This window comes from [Actinomadura] parvosata subsp. kistnae (assembly GCF_900323885.1).
GTDB lineage: Bacteria > Actinomycetota > Actinomycetes > Streptosporangiales > Streptosporangiaceae > Nonomuraea > Nonomuraea composti.
Map to the genome: position 1 here is coordinate 138039 of NZ_OOHJ01000030.1, position 22203 is coordinate 160241.

Here is a 22203-nt window from a genome sequence, read left to right on the forward strand (position 1 = left end):
ATCTTCCTTGCCACAGCGGTCACAGCGGACATGGCTCCAGGCTCGGGCTTTCCCGCCCGGTCTCGGCAGGGACCAAAGTCCCTTGTCGCGGGCCCGATAGGCCCGCGATCAGTCGGCGGCCAGCCAGAGGTCGGGGCCGAAGACCTCGTAGTGGATGTCGCGAGCCGCCACCCCCGCCTTCAGCAACTGGCCGCGTATGTCACGCATGAACGGCACCGGACCACACAGGTAGGCCACCGCACCGGCAGGAATGTCGACGCCGTCCAGGTCCATCAGGCCCTCGCGGTCGGGGGCGGCCGCGCCGGTCTCGTACCAGAAGATCCGCTCGGCGGCCAGCCGCAGCGTGTCCTCGCGCAGCGCGTGCTCGGCCCGCGAGCGGTCGGCGTGCAGCACCAGGACACGGCGGCGCGAGCCGGTGGCGGCCAGGTGGTCGAGCATCGCCACGATGGGCGTGCAGCCGATGCCCGCAGAGACGAGCACGAGCGGCGCGTTTCCGTCCTCCAGCGTCACGTCGCCGAAGGGCGCCGACAGGGTCAGCTCGTCGCCCGCCCGCACGGTGGTGTGCAGCAGCGTGGACACCTCACCGGCAGGGTCGCCGTCCACACACTTGACCGTGATCCTGCGCAGATCGCCCACGCTGGACAGGGTGTACTGACGCAGTTGGTGCACGCCGTCGGGCATGCGGACCCGGACGCTGACGTACTGGCCCGGGCGGGCTGGCGGCACTGGGCCGTCGTCCGCCGGGCGAAGCAGGAACGACACCGCGTCCGGGGTCTCGTCCCTGCGGGCGACGACCCGCCACTGCCGCCACGTGGCGCCGTTGTGCGCACCGGCCTCGGCGTAGATGCGGGCCTCCATCGCGATCAGCGCGCCGGCCATCAGCCAGTACACCTCGTCCCATGCCGCGGCGACCTCGGGAGTGACGGCCTCTCCCAGCACCTCGGCGATGGCGCCGAACAGGTACTTGTGCACGATCACGTACTGGTCGTCGGTGACGCCGACGGCCGTGTGCTTGTGGGCGATGCGGGCGAGCAGGTGATCGGGCCGCTCGTCGGGGTGCTCCAGGAGCATGGTGGCGAATGACGCGATGGAACCGGCCAGTGCCCTGCGCTGCTCGCCGTTGGCCTGGTTGCCGCGGTTGAACAGGCCGTCCAGCAACTCCGGCCGTTCGGCGAACATCGTCTCGTAGAACCGCGCGGTGATGGCGTCGAGCGAGGCGCCGACGACCGGCAGCGTGGCACGGACGATCGCGGCTGAATCCGCGGACAACATGGAAACCTCCGGGCAGATGGGGGACATGAGGCCCGAGAGACTTGGCGGGCCACGAATCAGACTAAGGACCGGAGCAGGCGCTTCATCTGGGCAAACGTCCGCGCTTGCAGGACCGAAAGTCCCGAATCGGGAAGCTCGATTGAGGACTTTCGTCCCTATGGCACGCGGTGGCGACGAGATAGCGTCGAAGACATGACTCGCGTGTTTCTCCTCGACGATCACCGAGGTGGTCCGGCGAGGCGTGGCCGCCCTCCTGGAGTCCGAGGACGACATCGAGGTGATCGGTGAGGCCGGAACCGCGGAGTCGGCCATCGCCCGCATCCCGGCGCTGCGCCCGGACGTCGCGGTGCTCGACGTACGACTGCCGGACGGCACCGGCGCCTCCGGGCAGTCCCTGCTCGACCCGAAGACCACCGCCGCCATGCTGCAGCGGCTGCGCGACCAGGCGGCCGCCGCGCTGGCCGCCCGTCTGCGGGCTGATCAGCGAGATTGATGGGACTTTCGTCCCTAATGCCCGCTAACGCCACAGTGAGATGCTGAGAGGTATGCAACTCGATTCGTCCGGACTCCAGGTGCTCTCCCGAGAGGAGTGTCTACACCTGCTCGCGTCCACGCCGATCGGGCGGATCGTCTTCACCGATCGCGCCCTGCCCGCCGTGCAACCGGTCAACTTCTGCCTCGACGGCGGGCGAGAGCATCGTCATCCGCACCTCCATCGGGTCGAAGCTGGCCGCCGCCACCCGGCGCGCGATAGTGGCGTTCGAGGCCGACGAGTTCGACCCCGGGATGCGCACGGGCTGGTCGGTCACGGCGGTCGGGCATGCGCGCGCCGTCACCGATCCCGCTGAAATCGTCCGGCTCACCGAGCTTCCCCTGTCCCCGTGGGCACCGGGAAGCCGGGATCACTACATCGTGGTCGACGCCGAGCAGATGTCCGGCCGCCGGATCACAGAGACCCGCTCCGCCTGACCGTTCGAGCGCCGCTTCGTACTCGGGCGAGATCTTCATAGGGTCGGCCGGCGCGTCGCTCGAGGGCGGAGTCCTTCTTCGGCGACTGACGGCGACGAGCTGCAAGCTCGGTCGGTCACGGCCAAGAAGCTGACTCGACAACGTCGAACAGCGGGCGGCGGACCGCGCCTTTCTCGTCGAACGTGACGCCGAGCCGCATGATCATCTGCGGGTACTCGCCGGAGCAGAGCTCCTGGCGCAGGAACTCCCGCAGATGGTGCATTTCCAGGGCCTGGGTGTGGAAGGCGGCGCTCACTCCGTAGGCGCCGGCGTGCAGTAGGACCCGCTGCAGGGCCTGTCCGGCGGCGATCCATGCCTGGCGGCTGTCGCCGGGGGTGGTGAGCAGGGCCACGACTCCGGTGGAGGTCGACGCCTGCTGGTCCGCCGTCGTGCCCCAGTGGTGCCGCCAGGCGTAGTCCCGCTGCGCGAATCGCGGTTCCGTTTGAGCGGGTTCGGCGGGGTAGGCGTCGGCAGGCACGCCGTCGGTGCGGGCGCTGCCGAGTGGGCGAGCCCAGCGGATGACCTCAAGACTGAGAAGCCGGTCCTGCGACTGCACGTTCTGGGCGGCCTCGGTCAGCGCGGCGACGACCCGTACGGCCTCCGGCGCGCGCACCGGCGTCATCCGGGCTCCTTCGGCGGCCGCCTGCTGGACCAGCGTCTCCACCAGCCGATCTGGGACCGGCAGATCGGTGAAGCCCGCCCGGTGGGTCCGGCGATGCTCGATCTCGGCGTTCAGCATCCGCGTGTGCTCATCAGGAGTGCTGCCCTCGCCCAGCCGCACCGTAGCCAGCAGCACAGGCCGATCCGGGTCAGGCAGCACCCGCACCACGGGCTCGTACCCGTGGCAGCGCAGCGCCGTGGTGAGGTTGAACAACGCGGCCCCACAACTGATCAGCTGCTGCCGGCCATCGGGGTCACTGAAACGCAGCTTCCTGTCCGCGTCCGCGCGCACGCTGATCTCCTCGCCGCAGACGGCGAACATCCACGGCTGGGTGTTGTGCACCGACGGCGCCCAGGTGGCGGCCTCCAGCGCCGTATGGATGGCGAGGTCCTGTGTCGTACGGGTGCTCATGGCGATCCACCTCCTACTGGATCCAGCACATCACCGTCCATCAGCCGGGGTCAGGGACGAAAGTCCCACGTCCGGCGGACCAACGGGCACGTCAGACGGTCCGGTGAGGCGACGGCGGAAGACCCAGTAGGTCCAGGCCTGGTAGGCCAACACCACAGGGGTGAAGATGGCAGCCACCCAGGTCATCACCGTCAGCGTGTACGGCGTGGAGGCGGCGTTGACCACGGTGAGACTGTTGGCCGGGTCGAGGGCCGGCAGCACGTTCGGCCACAACCCGCAGAACAGCGCGGCCACGACCGCGACCACGGCGAGCGCGCTGGCGGTGAAAGCCCACCCGTCGCGGCCACGCAACGTCGCGGCCAGGGCGCCGATCAGGCCGAGTGCGACCAGTGCGACAGCGGTCCACCAGACCGGCCTGCCGCCACCACCTGCGCCCAGCAGGAACGCCATCACCACCAGGATCGTCACCGGGGCCAGGCTCTTGGCCGTGCGCGAGGCGCCCAGGCGCAGCTCGCCTGTGGTGCGCAGGGCCAGGAAGATCGCGCCGTGCAGGGTGAACAGCAGTAGCGTGGCCAGCCCGCCGAGCAGCGCGAACGGGTTGAGCAGGGTGAGAAGGGTGCCGGTGTATTCGTGGTCAGCGTCCAGCGGCACACCGCGCACCATGTTGGCGAAGGCGACGCCCCACAGGAAGGCCGGGCCGAGCGAGCCCCAGAAGAAGGCCCGGTCCCAGCCGCGCGTGCTGTCGGATTTGCTGCGATACTCCAGCGCCACCCCGCGCGCGATCAAGGCCAGCAGGATGAGGAACAGCGGTAGGTAGAAGCCGCTGAACAGGGTGGCGTACCACTCGGGGAACGCGGCGAACGTCGCGCCGCCGGCCACCAGCAGCCACACCTCGTTGCCGTCCCACACCGGTCCGATCGTCTTGACGATGGTGCGCCGCTCGACCTCGCTTCGACCGAGGATCGGTAGCAGGATGCCGACGCCGAAGTCAAAGCCTTCCAGGACGAAGTAGCCGGTCCACAGCACGGCGATCAGTACGAACCAGACAGTGGTCAGTTCCATGACAGGATTCCCTCAGTAGCTCAGGGCGGGGACGGCGGCTTCCGGGGAAGGCTCCTCGTGTGGCCCGACGCGGATGAACTTGATTAGCAGCCGCACCTCGATGATGGCCAGCACCGCATAGACGAGGGTGAAGCCGGCCAAGGTGATGGCCACCGAGACGACGTCCGCGCCGGGCGAGACGGCCGCGGCGGTCCGCATCATGCCGAAGACGGTCCACGGCTGGCGGCCCATCTCCGTGAAGATCCAGCCCATGGTGTTGGCCAGGAACGGCATGGCGATCCCGGCGATGGCCAGCCGATAGGCCCAGCGACTCGCCGGCAGCCGGCCGCGCCGGGTGAGCCAGAGCCCGGCGGCGGCGAGCAGCGCCGCCAGCAGGCCGAAGCCGATCATCAGCCGGAACGACCAGTACGCCAGGCCGACGACCGGCCGGTAATCGCCCGGGCCGTAGAGCGTCTGGTAGCGGGCCTGGATGTCGTTGATGCCCTCGACCTCGCCGTCCAGGGTGTTAGTGGACAGCAGGCTCAGCCCGTACGGAATCTGCAGGTTGATGTGGTTGCGGCCGTTCTCGACATCGCCGACGGCGAACAGCGAGAACCCGGCCGCGCTCTCGTCCTCCCACAGGGCCTCTGCGGCGGCCATCTTCATCGGCTGCTGCTCGGTCATGATCTGGGCCTGCCAGTGGCCGGAGATCGACACCCCGATCGCCGCCACCGCGCTGACCACCAGAGCCAGCCGCGCCGACGTGCGGAACAGCGGGACGTCCCGCTTGCGCAGCAGGAACCACGCGCTGATGCCCAGCACGAACGCCCCGGCGGTCAGGAAGGCGCCGAAGATGACGTGCGGGAAGGTGACCAAGGTGGTGGAGTTGGTGAGCACGGCCCAGATGTCGGTCAGCTCGGCGCGGCCGTTGTTGATCCGGTAGCCGACGGGGTGCTGCATCCAGGAGTTTGCCGCAAGGATGAAATAGGCGGAAATATTGGTCCCGATGGCGGCGAGCCAGATCGTGGCCAGGTGCAGCCGGGGCGACAGGTTGTCCCACCCGAAGATCCACAACCCGAGGAACGTGGACTCCAGGAAGAACGCCATCAGCCCTTCCATGGCCAACGGCGCCCCGAACACGTCCCCGACGAAGCGCGAGTAGTCGCTCCAGTTCATCCCGAACTGGAACTCCTGCACGATCCCCGTCACCACGCCCATCGCGAAGTTGATCAGGAACAGCCGCCCCCAGAACCGGGTCAGCCGCAGGTACTCAGACTTCTTCGTCCGATACCAGGCGGTCTGCAAGCCGGCCACAATGATCGACAAGCCGATCGTGAGCGGCACGAACAAGAAGTGATAGACGGTCGTGATACCGAACTGCCAGCGCGAGAGATCGAGCACATCCATGCGGCCAGATTGGAGGACGGTCGTTGCGCCGCGTAGGGCCGAGCGACTCTGCCCGGAGGGACCTTGGTCCCACGCCCCGCCGGGACACGCCCGTTCGTGAACACACAGCTCAAGATCAGTCCCAGATCAGCGGCAGCTCGAGCCGGTCGTCCCGTTCCCACACGAGGCCCTCGCGGACGCCGACGACACCGCCGAGTCCCTTGGCCACGTGCACGGCCGCCGTCGCCTCGGTGCGGGTCGAGGTGTAGCCGGACAGCGTCACGATGCCGTCCTGCACCTGCACGACGATCCCGGTGCGGTCGTTCCACCGGGCCTGCTCGGGGATGGCCTCCTCGACCCAGCGCCTGAGCTCCGCGTCGTCGCGCACATACGCCTTGAGCAGGTCTCGCCTGCTCACGACGCCGATCAGCCGCCCCTCCCCGTCCACCACGACCAGGCGCTTGACGCCGTGCTCGTCCATGAGCTGGGCGGCCGTCACGGTGGAGGTGTCCGGCCCGACCGTCACCGCCGGCGCCGACATCAGCTCGGCCGCCGTGGCGGCGCCGGCCTTCTCCTGACCGTCCTCACCGCGCCCGGCCAGCCTGCGGCGCAACCGGGCACGCAGCCGGGGCCGGTAGTCCTCCCCGTAGTACTGCTCCCGGAACTCCTCCTTACGCAGCAGATCCGCCTCCGACACCACGCCGGCGACCCGCCCGTCCTCTTCCAGCACGGGCACGGCACTAACCCCCCGCCGCACGAGCAACTCGGCGACGTCCTTGAACGGCGTGTCCGGTCTCACCGAGGCCACGTGCGTGGTCATCACGTCTCTCACGCTGATCCGCACCATCGGATCCTCTTCTCTGCCCGGCCATGGCACCATCGCGCCGAAGCCGGCCTACAGGGCCGGAAGTCCCTCGTGCCAGAGCTTTGGTCAGGGTGCTTTTCCCGCGACAGGACTTCGACATGGGTGACGGACGACCATGCGGAGCGGGACTTTCGGCCCTGATTCCCGGCCCACCCCGTCGGCGAAGGTGGGCACAGGACCAAAGGAGAGTGGAGAGCATGCGCGCTGCTGTCGTGACCGGTTTCGACAAGCCCGTCGAGATCCAGGAGCTACCCGTCCCCGAGCCAGAGCCGTACCAGGTGCTGGTTCGTATCGAGGCGAGCGGCCTGTGCCACACCGACATCCACGCCGCTCACGGGGACTGGCCGGTCAAGCCGTCCGTGCCTTTCACGCCGGGGCACGAGGGCGTCGGGATCATCGAGAAGATCGGCTCCGCGGTGACCGGCCGCAAGGTGGGCCAGCGGGTGGCCATCCCGTGGCTGGGCTCTGCCTGCGGCACCTGCGAATACTGCGTCAGCGGCCGCGAGACCCTGTGCGAGTCCCAGCAGAACACCGGCTACGCCCTCGACGGCGGCCACGCCGAGTACGCCGTGGCCCACGCCGGATACGTGGTCCCGGTCCCCCAGGGCGTCTCTCCCGTCGAAGCCGCCCCGCTGACCTGCGCGGGCGTGACCACGTACAAGGCCGTCAAGGTCTCCGGGCTGCGCCCGGCCGAGCGAGCGGCGATCTTCGGCATCGGCGGGCTGGGCCACCTGGCCCAGCAGTACGCGCAGATCTTCGGCGCGCAGACCATCGCTGTCGACGTCACGGAGGAGAAGCTGAGGCTGGCCCGGGATCTGGGTGCCACGCACACGATCAACGCCGCCGTCGGCGACCCGGTTGAGGAGATCAAGGCGCTGGGCGGGGTGGACGTGGCCATCGTGCTGGCCGCCAGCCCCCGTGTGCTGGAGCAGGCCCACGCCTCGCTGCGGCGCGGCGGCCGCCTGGTGCTGGTCTCGCTGCCCAAGGACAACGCGATGAGCCTGCCCGTCTTCCAGACCGTGCTCGGCGGCATCACCGTGATCGGCTCCATCGTCGGCACCCGCGCCGACCTGGCCGAGGTCTTCCGGCTGCACGCGCAGGGCCGCACCAAGGTCGTCTACGAGACTCGCAAGATCGAGGACATCAACCAGTCCTTCGACGACGTCCTCGCCGGCACGGTGCCCGCCCGCCTCGTCTTCGAGCTGTGACCACCTCCGGAAGGACCGCACCATGTGCAACTACTGCGGCTGCAGGGAGTTCCCGCTGATCGGCCGTCTGTCCCAGGAGCACTGGGACATCGAGGAGTGCGCGGGAGCGCTGCGCCGGGCCATCCGCGACGGCCGGCACGGCGACGCCGGAACCCTCCTGGATGGGTTGCTCGCCCGCCTCGTCCCGCACACGGCCACTGAGGAGAGCGGGCTGTTCGCCGAGCTGCGCGCCGAAGAGGCGCTCGCGGACGAGGTGGAGCGGCTCTGCGCCGAGCACTCCGACATCCACGGGGTGCTCGGGGCCATCGACCGGGCGGCGCCCGACTGGCCCGCCGTTCTCAAGGCCTTGGACCGGCTGCATCAGCACATCGATCACGAGGAACACGGGCTATTCCCCGCGGCCGTCATCATGCTGCCGCTCGCGGCCTGAGACCGCATCACGCCCGAGCAATCCCCTGCCGGGCTTCCTTAAGGGCCGAACGGCCCTGGAAGACAGGTCCAAAGTCCCTCCGGGGAGGTGACCTGTGGCCGTGACGTCGGGCCCGGCTTCGGATCTACCGTTTCGGTCATGTCCGATGTGCGTCACCTGATCTCCCGCCTGCCTGGCAGGTGGTCGGTGGCGTTCATGACGGGCCTGCACTCTGACGGGCGGCGAGTCACCTTTGTGAAAGCCCATCCCCGGACCCGCCGCCCGTTCACCCCGCAGGCACAGGTCGCCGGCTTCGCGACCCCCATGACCGGCTTTCACGTCCGACGTGTCTTCGACGAGCGCTGTCCCGCGGCCTGATCCGCTCACAGCGGCCTTTGTCACCGACGACCCGGACGGACCTCACCCTCATGCTCGAAGACCTGCGCGCGGCCACGCGCCGCGACCCCGCCCTGTACGGCCACCGCAAGTTGGAAGCCATCCTCTACCCGGGCGTATGGGCGGTATGGAGTCACCACTTGACCCACCGGCTGCACCGCCGCCGCGTGCCGTTCCTCCCTCGCCTGATCTCACAGCTCGCCCGCGCCCTCACCGGCATCGAGATCCACCCGGGCGCCCGCATCGGGCGGCGGCTGTTCATCGACCATGGGGCGGGCGTCGTCATCGGCGAGAGCGCTGTCGTAGGCGACGACGTCACGCTCTACCACCACGTCACTCTCAGCGGCCGCGGCTTCCACTCCGACGCCAAGGGAACGCCCCGCCACCCGGTGCTCGGCGACCGGGTCACCGTCGGCGTCGGCGCCTCGATCCTCGGCCGCGTCCACGTCGGCGACGACGCCTCGATCGGCGCCCACGCCCTCGTGCTCGCCGACGTGCCCGCGGGCGCCCGCGTACCCGTCACCCCAAGCACCATCAGGAGAGAACCGGTGCCCTCCATCCACCCCAACGTCCTGTCCCTCATCGGCGCGACCCCGCTCGTGAGCCTGTCACGCTTCGGCGCGGCACTGCCCGCCCGCCTGGCCGCCAAACTGGAGTCCGCCAACCCGGGCGGCAGCGTCAAGGACCGCATAGCCCACGCCATGATCGAGGCCGCCGAGGACGCCGGCCTGCTGCGTCCCGGCGCCCGCATCATCGAGCCCACCAGCGGCAACACCGGCATCGGCCTGGCCATGGTGGCGGCCGCGAAAGGGTACCGGCTCACGCTCACCATGCCGGAGAGCATGAGCGCCGAACGGCGGGCGCTGCTGGCCGCGTACGGCGCCGAGCTCGTCCTGACGCCCGCCGCACTCGGCATGAAGGGCGCGATCACGGAGGCGGAGCGGCTGGCCGCGGAGCAAGGCTGGTTCATGCCCCAGCAGTTCGCCAACCCCGCCAACCCCGACATCCACCTGCGCACCACCGCCCAGGAGATCTGGGACGACACCGCCGGCGAGATCGACCTGCTCGTCTGCGGCGTCGGCACCGGCGGCACCGTCACCGGCGTGGGCCGCTTCCTGCGGGACAAGAAGCCGCACGTACGCGTGATCGCCGTCGAGCCCGCCGAGTCAGCGGTGCTGTCGGGCGAGGCCCCGGGCCGCACGGGATTCAGGGCATCGGCGCCGGCTTCGTCCCGGAGGTCCTGGACACCGGGGTCTACGACGAGGTGATGCGGGTGACCGTGGACCAGGCCCGGGACGCGGCGCGGCGGCTGGCCCGCACGGAAGGCATTCTCGCGGGCGTCTCCGCAGGCGCGGCCGTGCACGCCGCGTCCACGGTCGCCGCTCGCCCGGAGAACGACGGCCGGCTCCTCGTGGTGCTCCTTCCCGACACCGGCGAACGCTACCTCAGCACCCCGCTCTTCACGCAATGAAAACGACAGGAGGAATCCCTTTCATGACCATCCACGCAGACGCGAGCACCCAAGCTGCCGTGCTGGGACGAATCCGCGCCCACCACGACCAGCTCGGCCGGACGATGTCCGACCACGCCGTGACCATCGCCCGCTCGATCGACCGGCTGACGTCCCCGGCGGCCCGGCAAGCGGTGCTGACGGTGTTCTGCACCGACGAGGTGCTTCCGCATGCCGCCGTCGAGGAGCAGACCCTGTACGCCGCCGCGGCCGACCTCCCCGCCACCGAGCTTCTGGTTCGCGCGATGCGGGACGAGCACGCCACCTTGCGCGCACTGACCACCGAGCTGGCCGTGGCAACCACCCCAGGCGAGATCGTGAGCGTGTCGTCCGCGCTCAACGCCCTGTTCCAGGCGCATCTGAAGAAGGAGAACGACGTCCTGCTGCCGGCCCTCGCCGACCAAGGCGTCGATCTGGCGGCCCTGCTCGGCGACGCACACGAGATCCTCGGCGACCCGGGCGCCACCCCTTGCTGCGGATGTGCCGCCGGAGGCCCAGGGGCCGAGGCCACCAGGCACGCGAGCCCGGTGGCCGAACTCGATGTTCGTCGCCTGGCACCGGCCCGGCGCCACGAGCAGATCTTCGCCGCCTTCCGGGAGCTGGCTGCGGGAACGGCGTTCGTCCTGGTCAACGACCACGATCCCAAGCCCCTCTACTACCAGTTCGCCGCCGAGTACCCCGGCGGCTTCACCTGGGACTACGTCGAGTCGGGCCCAGCGGTCTGGAAGGTCCGCATCGGCCGCCCCTGACCAGCTGTCGTTACGCGGCCAAGCACCCTGTCCGCGGGCCGGGCCAGTGGAGCGATCCCGAGACGGAGCGCCATGTCACCTGCGGCCGCGTGTTGCTGGCGCTCGCTATGCGAACCTGTGGTTGCCCGTAGAACTGTGGTTTCTCTGAGCCAACCGGTTGCGACTGAACGTAATCAGACGGTAATGTTCAGTCACAGCCGGGTGCCTGACTGGCGCCCGGTCCCCGCCCCCATCGGTGTCCGCACCAACGGGACAGCGTCCGGCGGGGCGGTGGCCCAAGAGCCGCACTCCATCCAGGAATGCAGAGTCAGGCCCCGAAACGCGGCTCTCAGCCACGGTCCGCCCGGCTCACCGGACGGACGCGGCACCGGCTTCCACCGGATCGCGTCCCGGCCTCGGCCGGGACGCGACGAGGCTACGCTGATGTCCATTTTACTCATGTAAACACAGGGAGCCGAAGACGCTCGCGAGTCTGCGTCACACTGACGGAACTCGGGCAACCGAAAAGGCGGCGACACCCCGCGCTGGCTCACCGTCCCCGTAGCGAACGGATGGACGGTGAGCCGATCTTCATGCCGTGCATCGAGTGGAAGCACCTGGCCGAGGACATCGAAGCTGCCTCAGGACCTGTTGACACTGTTGGTTCAGGTCGCGGGCAAGGCAGTGGCCAGCAGGACGACGCCGAGCGATCCCGCCAATGCCGTCACCGCCATCGCGCGGGCCAGCCGGGAACGGCCCGCGCCGGTGGCCCAGCCGTGCGCTCCGGCCGCGGCCATGACCGCGCAGAAGAGCGCCAGCTTGGCGGCCAGGATCCGGCCGTAGCCGGGCTCGGCGAGCGAGGTCCAGGTGACGCCCTTGTGCCAGGCGATGGCCACACCAGTGGCGAGCTGCACCGGTAGGAACGCCGCGACGGTGAGCAGGCCGAAGCGGCGGCCCACGGCGGTCAGCACCTGACCTCGCCGCTGCTCGTCCAGCAGGCGCCGGGCCAGAGGCAGCACCACCAGCGACACGGTGAGCTGCCCGCCGACCCACAGCGCCGCCCCGAGCACGTGCAGGAAGCGCGCCACCGACCACCACGTCATGGCGCGCTCACCTTGAACAGGCCGTGTGCGCCTGCCTCGGCCTGGCGCATCGTGTGGTCCACCACCGGGTACGTGCCCGCCTCCGGGAAGACCAACTCGGCGAAACCGCCCTGGGCCGGAGCCAGGTCGAGCACCTGCGCCCCGCCGGGGTCGTCGGTCCGCAGCATGTACGCGCCCTCCTTGTAGACCGTGTCGAACGGCGCACCCACCACGTGCAGCGCGGTGCCCGAACTCGGGCCGGCGGCCACGGCCCAGATGCGCACGCGCTCTCCGGCCTTGGCCTGCAGCGGAGCGTGGTCGTACCCGGCGGCGGTGCCGTTGAACATCCAGCCGTCCGGTCCGCCCTGCCGCATCTTGGCGACCTGGGCATCGGTGCCGGGCTCGCCCAGGTACAGCTCGCCCTGCACCAGGACGTACTCGCGGTCGACCTTCGGCAGGCCGGGCGGGTCGATGATGACGGCGCCGAACATGCCGTTGGCGATGTGCTGGGTCATCGGCATGGTCGAGCAGTGATAGAGCCACGCTCCGGCGAAGTCCGCGCGGAACCGGTACGTCAGCCGCTCCCCCGGCTGGATCGTGCGCATCGGGCCGTCCGGCGCGGTCGCCCCGGCGTGGAAGTCGATGCCGTGCCCCATGGTGCCGCCGTTGACGAACGTCACGACGAACACGTCGCCGACCTTGCCACGTAGCACCGGCCCCGGCATGGTCCCGTTGAAGGTCCACACGCGTTGCCGCACCCCGGGCGCCACCTCCTGGATGACGGTGTCGTCGGCGCGGATCTCGACGTGGTGTTCGGTGCTGCCGGGGGCGGGCTTCACGGTCGCGTCGTACGGTTTCCAGCCCGGTGACATGGGAGCGGCCAGGTCCAGACGGGTGGGTCCGGCGGTGGCCGTGCCATGACCGGTGTGACCGGTGCTCGACGAGGGTTGCGAAGCCGCGGCCGTGCTTGTCGGGACGATGCGCAGGGTCATGCCCGCCGCGCGGTGCCCGGCCACCGTGCACCAGCCGTCCACCGGCTCGCCCAGCGGCGCCGCCTTCAGCGTGGCGCTCTGGCCGGAAGCGAGCATCGGGGTACGTTCGCCGGTCGCCAGGCGCAGGTCGTGCCGCTGGGCGTCGGCGTTGGTGACGCGCAGCGTCAGGACCGTGCCCACGGGCGCCTCGATCACGGCAGGGCGGATGCTCATCCCGGACAGCGTCACCTCGATCGTCCGGGAACCGGTCGCGGCCACCATGGAGGGACCCGGCACGCTGGTCGTGGCGACGACGACCGCGGCAGCGGTCAGCAGGCAGCCGACGACCACCCCGGCGAGGGCCGGCAGCGACTGCCGCCACGTCCTGCCGCCCTTCACTCCCGTGGCCTCCTCGGCGGCGACCGCAGGCCCGGTGCTGGTCAGGCGGGCTCGGCTGAGAGCCGTCACTGCCAAGGCCACGAAGGCCATGGCCGAGCCCAGCACCAGCGCCCAGCCCAGCAACGTCACAGGTTGCGGCACCGGCAGAGCCAGCAGCGGCACGCCCAAGTTGAGCGCCGCCAGCCGCACCGGCCAGCCACGTTCCAGCAGCGCCGCGTTCTCCTTGAACCGGGCCGGGCCGCCGCCCAGCACCGCGGGCAGCAGGTGCAGCAGCGAGCCGAGTAGCACTTGACCGACGAATCCGACGAGCACCAGGGGCAGCAGCGGCTCCAGCGCCGCGGCGACCTCGGCGGCGGGGCGCGTGGCGATGACCACCACGTTGGCGGCCACCGTCACCTCGAACCAGACGATGGCAGCCCCCAGCATCCAGGAGGCCCCGGTGTGCGGGCGCCTGCGCCGCAAGGCGTCGGCCAGCGGCGCGAGCGCCGCCAGCCCTCCCGCCGCATACGCCACCAGCCCTGCCAGGGCCACCCACCGCCAGTCCACCAGCAACCCGCCGACGGCCACCGCCAGCCCGGCCACGGCCAGCCGCAGCCCCACACGCGACGCCCGCCGGGTCCCATCCGACATGCGCGTGCGCAGGACCGTGGGCCACAGCGTGAACAGCGTGCCGAGCACGGTCAGGCCGACCCAGCCGAACAGGTTCACCTCGGCGTGCGCGGCATGCAACCGCTCGTGCACCGCCCCGTGCCCGACGTGCGCTGCGAGCAGCCCGCCCAGGACGCCGCCGGCGGAGAGCGCTCCGGCGGCGCACACGTACCAGCCGATGACGTGCCCGAACCGGCCGGGCAGCGCCTGCCGCACCAGCCTTATGAGCACGGCGGCGTGCCACAAGACCACTCCCACCACCAGCGCCGCCCCGACGGCGGCCACCTGCCACGGTCCCGCAGACACCCCGGCCAGCACCGCCACCGTCGCCACGTTGAGCAGGCCGAGCCGGGTCAGGCTGCCGCGCTGCGGCGGGGTGCGGACGCGTAGCAGCGCCACGGTGAAGTGCTCGCTCCAGATGAGGATGGCGGTGCTGACCGCGCCCAGCAGGAACACGTGGATCAGCAGCCAGCGCGGCGCCGGCAGCACGTCGCCCGCCAGCGCCGCCACGACGGTCAGGGCGAGCCAGCCGACGACGATCGCGTTCGCTCGCAGGTGCCACGAGGCGCGGGGACGCTGCGGCGTCGGCGCATCGAGCGGCGGCTTGCCCCTTTCTATACGGATATCGACCGGACCCACTCCGGACACCTCCCTATCGTGACCGGAACGCGCGATCGCGCACCCGGCGAACATCAGCAGAGCGAGTGCCGCGAGCACGCCACCCAAGGTGCGCACGGCTTCGGCGGCGGCCAGATCCCCGGCCACGCGCACCGCCACCGCCGCGTGCAGCGCCACCAGCGGCATGTAAAGGACGGGCCGGTACGGCAGCCGCACGCGCAACAGCGCAGGCAGGATCACCGGAGCATGCCCGAACACCATCGACATGACGAAGCCGAGGAAGAGCGCGTGAAGCGCGGCGTCGTACAGGAACCGGCCCGTCGCCAAGCCGGTGGCTGCCCACAGCACCCCGGCCACCGCCAGCCAGCAGTACCCGGCCAGCAGGCAGACGGCCGCGTACCGGGAGAGGCCGGCACCGCGCACGGTCCGCCGCGCCACGTCGTAAAAGCCGAGCCACCCGGCGACCACGACCATCCCGGCCCCGGCCGTACGCGCGCCCGCGACCGGGGCGAAGAGCGACACCATGGCCCCCGCGCCCACCAGCGCGGCAGCGGCCAGCAGGCCGGCCCAGGCGATGGGCCGCAGGAACACGACGTGCGCCAGCTCCAGCCGCTCGGCTGCGATCGTCAGCACCAAGAACACGGCGAACCAGACCACCAGCTCCGGCACCGGCCGCCCAGTGAGCCACAACCCGCCGGCCACTGGCCACGCCACCGCCCCGCCGAGCTGGAGGTACGGCTCACGCGACTGTCGCCGACCGAGCAGGGCCAGGTAGACGGCCACCAGCCAGCCGCCACCGGCGGTCAGTGCCACGCGGCCCATCTGCTCGGCACCGACGGCAAGAGCCACCGCACCCGTTGCGGCGAACGCCGGTGCCGCGTAGCCCCAGGGGCGGCGCAGCGCCACCGCGCGCTCGAGCGCGATCAATGTGCCGAGGAAGCCAAGCGCCATCAGCGGCCCGTGCTGCTCGATGAACGACCCTGGTGCCGGAATCTCGTCAACCAGCATCGCGAGGCCGCCGACGATTCCGGCGACCAGTGCGACCGCCGCGCCCCCCAACAGAGGCAATCGCGTCCAGGCCACTCGCCGGGTGGCCCGTCCCGGCTGACCGGAGTGTCCAAGTTGCGCTGCCTGTGGCGGCGCGCTGGGAGTCTGCGGTGTCGCCACGGTCTGTTACGCCCTCCGTTGCGCGAATGAGGTCAGTGGTCCGGCCGCACCGGGGCATACCTTGGTGCGGCCGGACCACCGGCGAACGAGCAGGTCAGCGGGCGCCGACCTGCTGGGTCTTGCGATGGACGGCCACCGGGCGGATCACGGTCACCGTCAGGGCCAGGGTGAGCGCGGCGGTGACGGCCAGCAGAGCCAGGCCGAGGCCGTAGGAGCCGAGCTGCCCGTAGAGGAAGCCCATCACCAGCGGGGGTACGAAGCCGCCGAGGCCGCCTGCGGCGCCAACCAGGCCGGTCACGGTGCCGACCTTGTCGGAAGGTGCGACTTGGGCGACGAGGGCGAAGGTGGCGCCGCTGCCCGCGCCGAGCGCGGCGGCCATGGTCAGGAAGGCGATCGTGCCGATCGGCATCAGGCCGGGCGTGAGCGCCTGCACTCCGGCCATGACGGCGATGAGGACGAATACGCCGGTCAGCACGGGGACGGGGCCGACGCGGTCGGACAGCCAGCCACCGAGTGGCCGGGCCAGGACTGCCAGCACCACGAACCCGGCCATGCGGTTGGCGGCGTCGGCCTGCTCGAGCCCGTAGCCGGTCTGCAGGTAGGCGGGCAGGTAGACGGAGAAGGCGACATAGCCGCCGAACGCGACCGCGTACAGCACGCACGCCTGCCACGTGATCGACAATTTCAACGTGGCCGCCATGCGCTCCATCAGGGGTTGGGTCGCAACGCTGCGGCCGGGGGCGTCCCGCAGCACCAGCCACGCGACCACCGCGTACACGGCCAGGACGACGGCGGTGATGACGAACGGGGTGGCCGCGCCGCCGGTCCGTACCAGGGGGACGGTGGTCAGCGCACTGATCGCGGTGCCGCCCATCCCGGTGCCGAAGACCCCGACCGCGAGGCCGCGCCGGTGCGGCGGGAACCAGGCGTTGACGAACGGCACGCCAACGGCGAAGACGGTCCCGCCGATGCCGAGGAAGAACCCGCCGATCAGCAGCGCGGCCAGCGAGGTCTGCCCGGCCACGCCGATGAACAGCACGGGCACGATGGTGGCGGCGGAGATGATCGGGAACATCACCCGTCCACCGAACCGGTCGGTCAAGGCGCCGACCGGGATGCGGCCGAGCGAGCCGACGATCACGGGTACGGCGACCAGCAGCGCCTGCTGCCCGGCCGACAACCCGAGCAGCTCTTTGAAACGCGGCCCCAACGGGCTGAGCAGCGCCCACGCCCAGAAGTTCACCGCGAAGCCCAGGGTCGCCAGGCCGAGCATCAGCGCGGGTGTGCGCCCATGGATGGTGGCCGGTGCGTTCGTCATGTCTTCCTCACGTGATCGTGGATTCATGGATGGCCGCGGCTGCGTGCCGCGAAAGTGTCTCGTCTCATCCCGGCTCACAGCTCCTGTGGCGGCCTATGGACCAAGGTCCCGACCTTCGGGGACTTAGGGCGCGTAGCGGTGCCGGGCGAGGTCGCTCTAGGCAGGGGGGCTGATGCGGAACGCGCACGTCTCCCGCGCCGGCTGGACGACCTACGATCGCCCGGTCATACCCGCGCTCCCAGCAGGATGTGGGCCACCACGTCGGCGGCCGAGTGGTCATCCGGCAGGCCGTCGAGGAAGGCCGCGTCCTGGCCGAGCGTGAGCAGCGGCGGCTCGTCGTACCCGTCGGAGCGGTGCTGGCCGAGTCTGATCGCAGCGAGCAGGCCGTTGCACAGGCAGCGGCGGTCTTCCGCCTCCTCCGCCGGGCGGCCCTTGCGTACATAGGTATCCACCGGCTCGGCCGGGCAGCGGTAGCCGACCGAGCCGTCCTCCTTTTGGTACGGCGTGCGCAGGTAACCCAGATCGCACAGCCGCGGGCGCGCCTCGTACACCTCCTGCTCCGACAGGGTCCCCGCCACGGTGGCGACCTTGAACGGGAATCCGGTGGGCGAGGCTCGCGGGTCGTTGCGTATCTGGAGGGCGCCGCTCGCTGCCTGCTCGCGCAGGCGTCTGCGCAGGCCGGGTTCGAGCCCGGACTCCCGGCACAGCGCGAACGCCGACCCTACCTGGATCCCCTCCGCACCCGCCGCCCACGCCCGCTCGAGTCCGCCGGGCGTGCCGTAGCCGCCCGCCAGCCAGAACGGCAGCCCGAGCGCCGCGACCTTGCCCAGGTCGGCCTCATCGCGCGGCCCGTACACCGGCTCTCCCGCCAGGTCGAGCGTCATCCGGCCACGGGGCGGCGCGCTGTGCCCGCCCGCCGCCGGCGTCTCGATCACGAATCCCTCCGGCCTGGTCAGCGGGGAGCGGGCCAGGTAGGCGGCCAGCACGTGCGACGACACGATCGCCAGCAACCTGGGCCGCGCCAGCGGCGTCAGGCGGTGGCCGAGCAGCCGTACCGGGTCGACCCCTATCGTGTGCCCGTCGCCACCGGTCACCGTCACCGAGATCCGGGCGGGGCGGTGCTCGGCCAGGTCGTCGAGCAGCCGCGGGATCTCCGCCGGGATGCCGGCGCCGACCAGCACATAGTCGGCGCCGGCCAGCATCGCGCCGTACACGGCGGCCGGGGTGGCGAGCTGGATCTTCTCCAAGTAGTTCACCCCGACGGGCCCGTCGTGGCCCTCCTTGGCGAGGAAGACCTCAGCGAAGTTGGCCACCACCACCAATTCGTCACGGGCCCGGTTCGCCCGCAGCCCAAGCCGGGGCACCGGCCGGTACGGCACGTCCCGGCCGGTCCCGCCGGGCACGAAATAGCGGCCGAGCACCCGCTCGGCGATCTCGGGCACAGGAAAGCAGGCCAGCGCGCGGCGCAGGTGGCCGCCCGGGTCGCCGCGCTGCAGCCTTCTGGCCAGCGTGACGTCCAGCGCCGTGCCTGACACCACACCCAGCTGCCCGGTCGCGGCGACCGCCTGGGCCAGCCGCCAGCCCGAGACGCCCACGCCCATCCCGCCCTGGATCAGGGCCGGCCGCACCGGCTCAGCCACGCCGGGCCTCCCGCGTACGCTGGTCGACAACCTCGAACACGGGCCGGCGGGGCACGCGCGGGACCGGCGGGCCGTACCCGAACCTGACGAGCATCTGCACGTGACCCAACGGCCCGGCGTGGTCGCCACGATGCGGCGGCGGCCGCAGATCGAGCGGCTGGCTGAACAGCGAGGCGGCCACACCGTGTGCGGTCGCGGTGAGCAGCACCCGCTGCAGCGCCTGTCCGGCGCGTAGCCAGTCGAGCGGACCGTCACCCATGGTGAACAAGGCCGCGAGCTGCGGATCCGGCTCGAAGTCCGCCTGTTCCGGTAGACGGTCACGGACGGCCTGCGCGCCGCCCAGGGTGAAGTCGCGCATGGGCAGCTCACCGTTTCTGGGGCGAGGACCGAAGGCGTGCTCGGGTACGCCGTCGGAGCGCGCCTCCGAGCCGGTCCAGCGGGCCAGCTCGGCACGGTAGGACTCCTCTGCGGTCAGCGTGCCCTCGGCCACGGCGACCAGGTCGAGGACGCGCCGCGCCGTCCTGCCCTTGACCAGGATCAGTGTGGCGCCCTCCGTGTAGGCCGCGGTGACCAGGTCGAGGAAGACGTTCCTCGGCAGCGGCCGGTCGTCGAAGGGGAAGCGGTTGGTACGCCGGTGCGGGATCATGCCGTACAGCAGCCGCTCGTCCTGGTCGGGCGGGCTACCCGGGGTGGCGCGTACGGTGGCCAGCAGGTCGGGCCGTTCGCCGGGGTCGGGCAGCGGCATCACCTGGGGGTCGTGCCCCGTCATGCGGATCGCCAGCCGCAGGTTGAACAGCGCCGCCCCGCAACTGATGCCGAGACCGCGCCCCATGGGATCGGTGACGGCCAGCAGCCGGTCCAGGTCGGCGTACAGGTCCATGGTGGCGTCGTCGACACGGCGGAAGCGCCACGGCTGGGTGTTGTGCACTGAGGGCGCCGCGACGGCGGCGTGCACGAGTCTGCGCACGCCGGCCCGCGTGGCGAAGGGCTTCTCCCCTTCCGCGGACTGCGGGACGGCATAGTGCCCAGCGCCGGGAACACCGGACTCAGAGATCGCGCCGGTTCGGGTCATAGGGCCATACCCAGCGCAGAGGTAAGAACGGACATGGACCCAAGATCTCGCGCTGCACCGTGGTCACAGCAGGGACCAAAGTCCTTCAGAGCGCGTCCGATGGACCGTTTTCGCCAAGACAACTGTTGACCGACTCCGGAACCATGTTGCTCTGCGAGATCGGAAAGCAACGCCTTATTTCTTGACGGCTCCACAAAACGGCGAATGTGTTGGACTGCCTGCCGAAGCCGGCGCAGCCGGCGGCCAAGGCCGCGATCGCCGACATCTACAACGCCGAGGACAAAGACCAGCCTGCCAAGGCCATCAAGACATTCGAGCGGCAGTACGGCGCGAAGTTTCCCAAGGCCGTCAAGAAGATCGTCGACGATGCGGACGTGCTGCTGGCGTTCTACGACTACCCGGCCGAACACTGGATCCACCTGCGCACCACCAATCCGATCGAGTCGACCTTCGCCACCGTCCGGCTGCGCACCAAGGTCACCCGCGGTGCCGGCTCCCGCGCGGCGGCCCTGGCGATGACGTTCAAACTCATCGAGTCCGCCCAACAACGCTGGCGCTCGGTCAACGCGCCCCACCTGGTTGCTCTGGTGCGTGCCGGAGCCCGCTTCGAACGCGGCGTCCTCGTCGAACGCGACGAGGTCACCGCAGCATGACCAGCCACACCGAACGCCCACTGCTCTTCCTCGACGTCGACGGACCGCTTCTCCCGTTCGGTGAGAACCCTTATGGTGAACCGCTGGCCACCACACCCGAATCGCCCTTGGCGCGGCTCACCGCCGAGGTGGGGCGTCAGCTGGCGGCGCTGCCCTGCGATCTCGTCTGGGCCACCACCTGGGAAGAGGAGGCGAACGCCGTCATAGCACCCCGAATCGGGCTGCCACGCCTGCCCGTCGTGACCTGGCCGGAACCATCCGGCGAGCATGAACGCGAGGACCAATGGTTCAGGCTCTGCTGGAAGACGCGGACCCTGGTGACCTGGGGGGCTGGACGCCCGTTCGCCTGGGTCGATGACGAGATCACCGACGCCGATCGAGACTGGGTCTCCACGCACCACAGCGGTCAGGCACTACTTCACCACGTGGAGTCATTCCGAGGACTCGTCGACGAAGACTTCGCAGTCCTCGATCAATGGCTTCGAGTCCTGTGATTCAATCACCCGCGATCCACAGGATTTGACAATTTCTCTGCCCCGGCAGCCTCGCCATGTCTACGCCGCAGACTTTCGACATGGCCTCCTCGCCCTTCTCATCCGCAGGCCCTGGAGTTGGCCCGAATACCGCTGGGCCACGCGCTGCACACCATCCCATATCCACCAGATTGGAGATGGCACGACCCTTACGAGACTCTAACCACTGGTTCACTTCCGTTACACCTTCTGACTTCGCTAGCCGGACCCGGTCCATCTGGCAGTTCTAGACCGTCCCGACATTGTCAGGGCTGCTTTCCGTCCTCCCCGGCGTTCCCGGTTCAGACTGCCTCCAGCTTCATTTCGGCCGCTGCGACAACCGAACGGTGAAGGTCTTTCACCTCCACTCGGTTACAAGGCGCCTCGTGGCGCACCATGATGCGGTCGTACGGGGCATTGGCCTTCCAGCCGTACTCGGCGTCGCCGGTGACGACCTGCACGCCTGGGTACCCGGTGGCGATCAGGCAGGTGGCGGCCCTGCTGGTCACCTCAGGATCGATGTCCATGGTCGTGACGTGGCCGGTGGGTCCCACCAGCTCCGCCAGCAGCGACGCGAAGTATCCCCCTGATCCGACCTCCAGCACGCGCATCCCCGGCTGGATGTCGGCCTGGACGAGCTGCATGGCCTGGATGTCGGGCGAAGACATGGTGGAGATGAGCACGCCGTGCTCGTCGCGCTTCACCTCCACGGGCTCCACCGCGTAGGCGGCCTCCAGCGACACTTCGGGGGCGAAGAGGTGGCGGGGAGCCATACGGAGCGCGGCCTCGACCCGCACCGGGAGCGGGAAGCCCCATTCGGCGCAGGTGGCGGCCACGGCGGTCGCCATGTCGTTGCGCAGCGTGGCGGCCTTCTGGGCGTCGTTGTCGGTGGTCACGGGTTGATCCCCTCTTCGTGGTCGTGATGGGCAACTGGTCGATCGTGGTGGTTGTGGGATCGCCGCGGGATTAGCCGCGCCGTCCCTCTCGCGCGAGGTAGGTGTCCGGCTCCGGGCGTTCCCCTCGGCCGCGATGGTCGGCATGATGCTGTTTGACCAGGGCGATGTAGGCGGCGAGGGCGATGGGGTAGCGGCCTCTGCCGGTCTCCTCGTAGCGGGCACCACCGACGTGGCGCAGGACGAAGAAGGTGCCGCCTCCGGAGGCGAACTCGTACATGCCGCAACACGAGGTGTGCGTGACCCGGAGCACCCCGCTCGGCCTGTACGGCTCC

At 70.3% G+C, this 22203-nt stretch carries 18 protein-coding genes and 4 pseudogenes; 9 read left to right on the forward strand and 13 right to left on the reverse strand.

Annotated features, from left to right (window positions below; all coding sequences use genetic code 11):
• Window positions 1–108: 108 nt before the first annotated feature.
• Window positions 109–1272, reverse strand: a complete 1164-nt coding sequence (locus KIS93_RS56405; protein ID WP_080039333.1) for a globin domain-containing protein — start codon at window positions 1270–1272, stop codon at window positions 109–111.
• Window positions 1273–1464: 192 nt separating this feature from the next.
• On the opposite strand from KIS93_RS56405, the pseudogene KIS93_RS56410 reads away from it, so the two are divergent.
• Together KIS93_RS56410 and KIS93_RS68610 are read left to right on the forward strand one after the other, a co-directional pair.
• Window positions 1465–1720, forward strand: a pseudogene (locus KIS93_RS56410) (response regulator transcription factor); the annotation flags it as partial.
• A 97-nt stretch (window positions 1721–1817) separates the two neighbouring features.
• Window positions 1818–1901: pseudogene (locus KIS93_RS68610) on the forward strand (pyridoxamine 5'-phosphate oxidase family protein); the annotation flags it as partial.
• Here KIS93_RS68610 and KIS93_RS68615 read toward each other — a convergent pair.
• Window positions 1866–2012, reverse strand: a complete 147-nt coding sequence (locus KIS93_RS68615) for a hypothetical protein (RefSeq protein WP_329607777.1) — start codon at window positions 2010–2012, stop codon at window positions 1866–1868. The pseudogene KIS93_RS68610 and the gene KIS93_RS68615 overlap by 36 nt on opposite strands.
• Here KIS93_RS68615 and KIS93_RS68620 point away from each other — a divergent pair.
• Entirely contained in the window at window positions 1999–2241 is a 243-nt protein-coding gene (locus KIS93_RS68620; protein WP_329607768.1) for a pyridoxamine 5'-phosphate oxidase family protein, read from the forward strand. The two genes, KIS93_RS68615 and KIS93_RS68620, sit on opposite strands and share 14 nt — an antisense overlap.
• Window positions 2242–2356: 115 nt before the next feature.
• On the opposite strand, the gene KIS93_RS56420 is transcribed toward KIS93_RS68620, so the two are convergent.
• From KIS93_RS56420 to KIS93_RS56435, 4 genes are all read right to left on the reverse strand, one after another.
• The gene (locus tag KIS93_RS56420; protein ID WP_080039334.1) at window positions 2357–3352 is read right to left on the reverse strand and encodes an Acg family FMN-binding oxidoreductase; all 996 of its coding nucleotides are present in this window, start codon (window positions 3350–3352) and stop codon (window positions 2357–2359) included.
• A 30-nt stretch (window positions 3353–3382) separates the two neighbouring features.
• Complete coding sequence (gene cydB, locus KIS93_RS56425) at window positions 3383–4414, reverse strand: cytochrome d ubiquinol oxidase subunit II (protein ID WP_080039335.1); 1032 nt, start codon at window positions 4412–4414, stop codon at window positions 3383–3385.
• A 12-nt stretch (window positions 4415–4426) separates the two neighbouring features.
• Window positions 4427–5800 carry a cytochrome ubiquinol oxidase subunit I gene (locus tag KIS93_RS56430; protein WP_080039336.1) on the reverse strand — a complete coding sequence of 458 codons (1374 nt, stop codon included), beginning with the start codon at window positions 5798–5800 and terminating at the stop codon, window positions 4427–4429.
• Between the two features lie 115 nt (window positions 5801–5915).
• Entirely contained in the window at window positions 5916–6611 is a 696-nt protein-coding gene (locus KIS93_RS56435; RefSeq protein WP_329607736.1) for a CBS domain-containing protein, read from the reverse strand.
• Window positions 6612–6841: 230 nt separating this feature from the next.
• On the opposite strand from KIS93_RS56435, the gene adhP reads away from it, so the two are divergent.
• The 4 genes and pseudogenes from adhP (at window position 6842) to KIS93_RS56460 (ending at window position 10916) form a co-directional block, all read left to right on the forward strand.
• Window positions 6842–7852 carry an alcohol dehydrogenase AdhP gene (gene adhP, locus KIS93_RS56440; RefSeq protein ID WP_080039338.1) on the forward strand — a complete coding sequence of 337 codons (1011 nt, stop codon included), beginning with the start codon at window positions 6842–6844 and terminating at the stop codon, window positions 7850–7852.
• 22 nt (window positions 7853–7874) lie between these two features.
• Window positions 7875–8282, forward strand: a complete 408-nt coding sequence (locus KIS93_RS56445) for a hemerythrin domain-containing protein (RefSeq protein ID WP_080039339.1) — start codon at window positions 7875–7877, stop codon at window positions 8280–8282.
• Between the two features lie 407 nt (window positions 8283–8689).
• Window positions 8690–10128, forward strand: a pseudogene (cysK, locus tag KIS93_RS68060) (cysteine synthase A).
• A 23-nt stretch (window positions 10129–10151) separates the two neighbouring features.
• Window positions 10152–10916, forward strand: coding sequence for a DUF2249 domain-containing protein (locus tag KIS93_RS56460; RefSeq protein ID WP_186405045.1), 765 nt, complete (start codon window positions 10152–10154; stop codon window positions 10914–10916).
• A gap of 644 nt (window positions 10917–11560) precedes the next feature.
• On the opposite strand, the gene KIS93_RS56465 is transcribed toward KIS93_RS56460, so the two are convergent.
• From KIS93_RS56465 to KIS93_RS56485, 5 genes are all read right to left on the reverse strand, one after another.
• Window positions 11561–11998 carry a hypothetical protein gene (locus KIS93_RS56465; RefSeq protein ID WP_080039343.1) on the reverse strand — a complete coding sequence of 146 codons (438 nt, stop codon included), beginning with the start codon at window positions 11996–11998 and terminating at the stop codon, window positions 11561–11563.
• Complete coding sequence (locus tag KIS93_RS56470) at window positions 11995–15621, reverse strand: multicopper oxidase domain-containing protein (RefSeq protein WP_246005525.1); 3627 nt, start codon at window positions 15619–15621, stop codon at window positions 11995–11997. The genes KIS93_RS56465 and KIS93_RS56470 overlap by 4 nt, the downstream gene beginning before the upstream one ends.
• A 253-nt stretch (window positions 15622–15874) precedes the next feature.
• Window positions 15875–17098: an MFS transporter gene (locus KIS93_RS56475; protein WP_080039344.1), complete on the reverse strand. Its 1224-nt coding sequence runs from the start codon at window positions 17096–17098 to the stop codon at window positions 15875–15877.
• Between the two features lie 224 nt (window positions 17099–17322).
• Window positions 17323–18738 (reverse strand): nitronate monooxygenase, encoded by a 1416-nt coding sequence (locus KIS93_RS56480; protein WP_222108064.1) that lies wholly within the window; start codon window positions 18736–18738, stop codon window positions 17323–17325.
• On the reverse strand, window positions 18731–19705 hold the full coding sequence (locus tag KIS93_RS56485; protein ID WP_080039345.1) for an Acg family FMN-binding oxidoreductase: 975 nt from the start codon (window positions 19703–19705) through the stop codon (window positions 18731–18733). The genes KIS93_RS56480 and KIS93_RS56485 overlap by 8 nt, the downstream gene beginning before the upstream one ends.
• Before the next feature lie 296 nt (window positions 19706–20001).
• Between KIS93_RS56485 and KIS93_RS56490 the strand changes: the two are divergent.
• Together KIS93_RS56490 and KIS93_RS56495 are read left to right on the forward strand one after the other, a co-directional pair.
• Window positions 20002–20463: pseudogene (locus tag KIS93_RS56490) on the forward strand (transposase); the annotation flags it as partial.
• Window positions 20460–20957, forward strand: a complete 498-nt coding sequence (locus KIS93_RS56495) for an HAD domain-containing protein (protein WP_080039346.1) — start codon at window positions 20460–20462, stop codon at window positions 20955–20957. The pseudogene KIS93_RS56490 and the gene KIS93_RS56495, both read left to right, overlap by 4 nt.
• A 320-nt stretch (window positions 20958–21277) precedes the next feature.
• Here KIS93_RS56495 and KIS93_RS56500 read toward each other — a convergent pair whose 3' ends face one another.
• Window positions 21278–21871: a class I SAM-dependent methyltransferase gene (locus KIS93_RS56500; RefSeq protein ID WP_222108065.1), complete on the reverse strand. Its 594-nt coding sequence runs from the start codon at window positions 21869–21871 to the stop codon at window positions 21278–21280.
• A 70-nt stretch (window positions 21872–21941) separates the two neighbouring features.
• On the reverse strand, window positions 21942–22148 hold the full coding sequence (locus KIS93_RS56505) for a hypothetical protein (RefSeq protein ID WP_155127579.1): 207 nt from the start codon (window positions 22146–22148) through the stop codon (window positions 21942–21944).
• Between the last annotated feature and the right edge of the window lie 55 nt (window positions 22149–22203).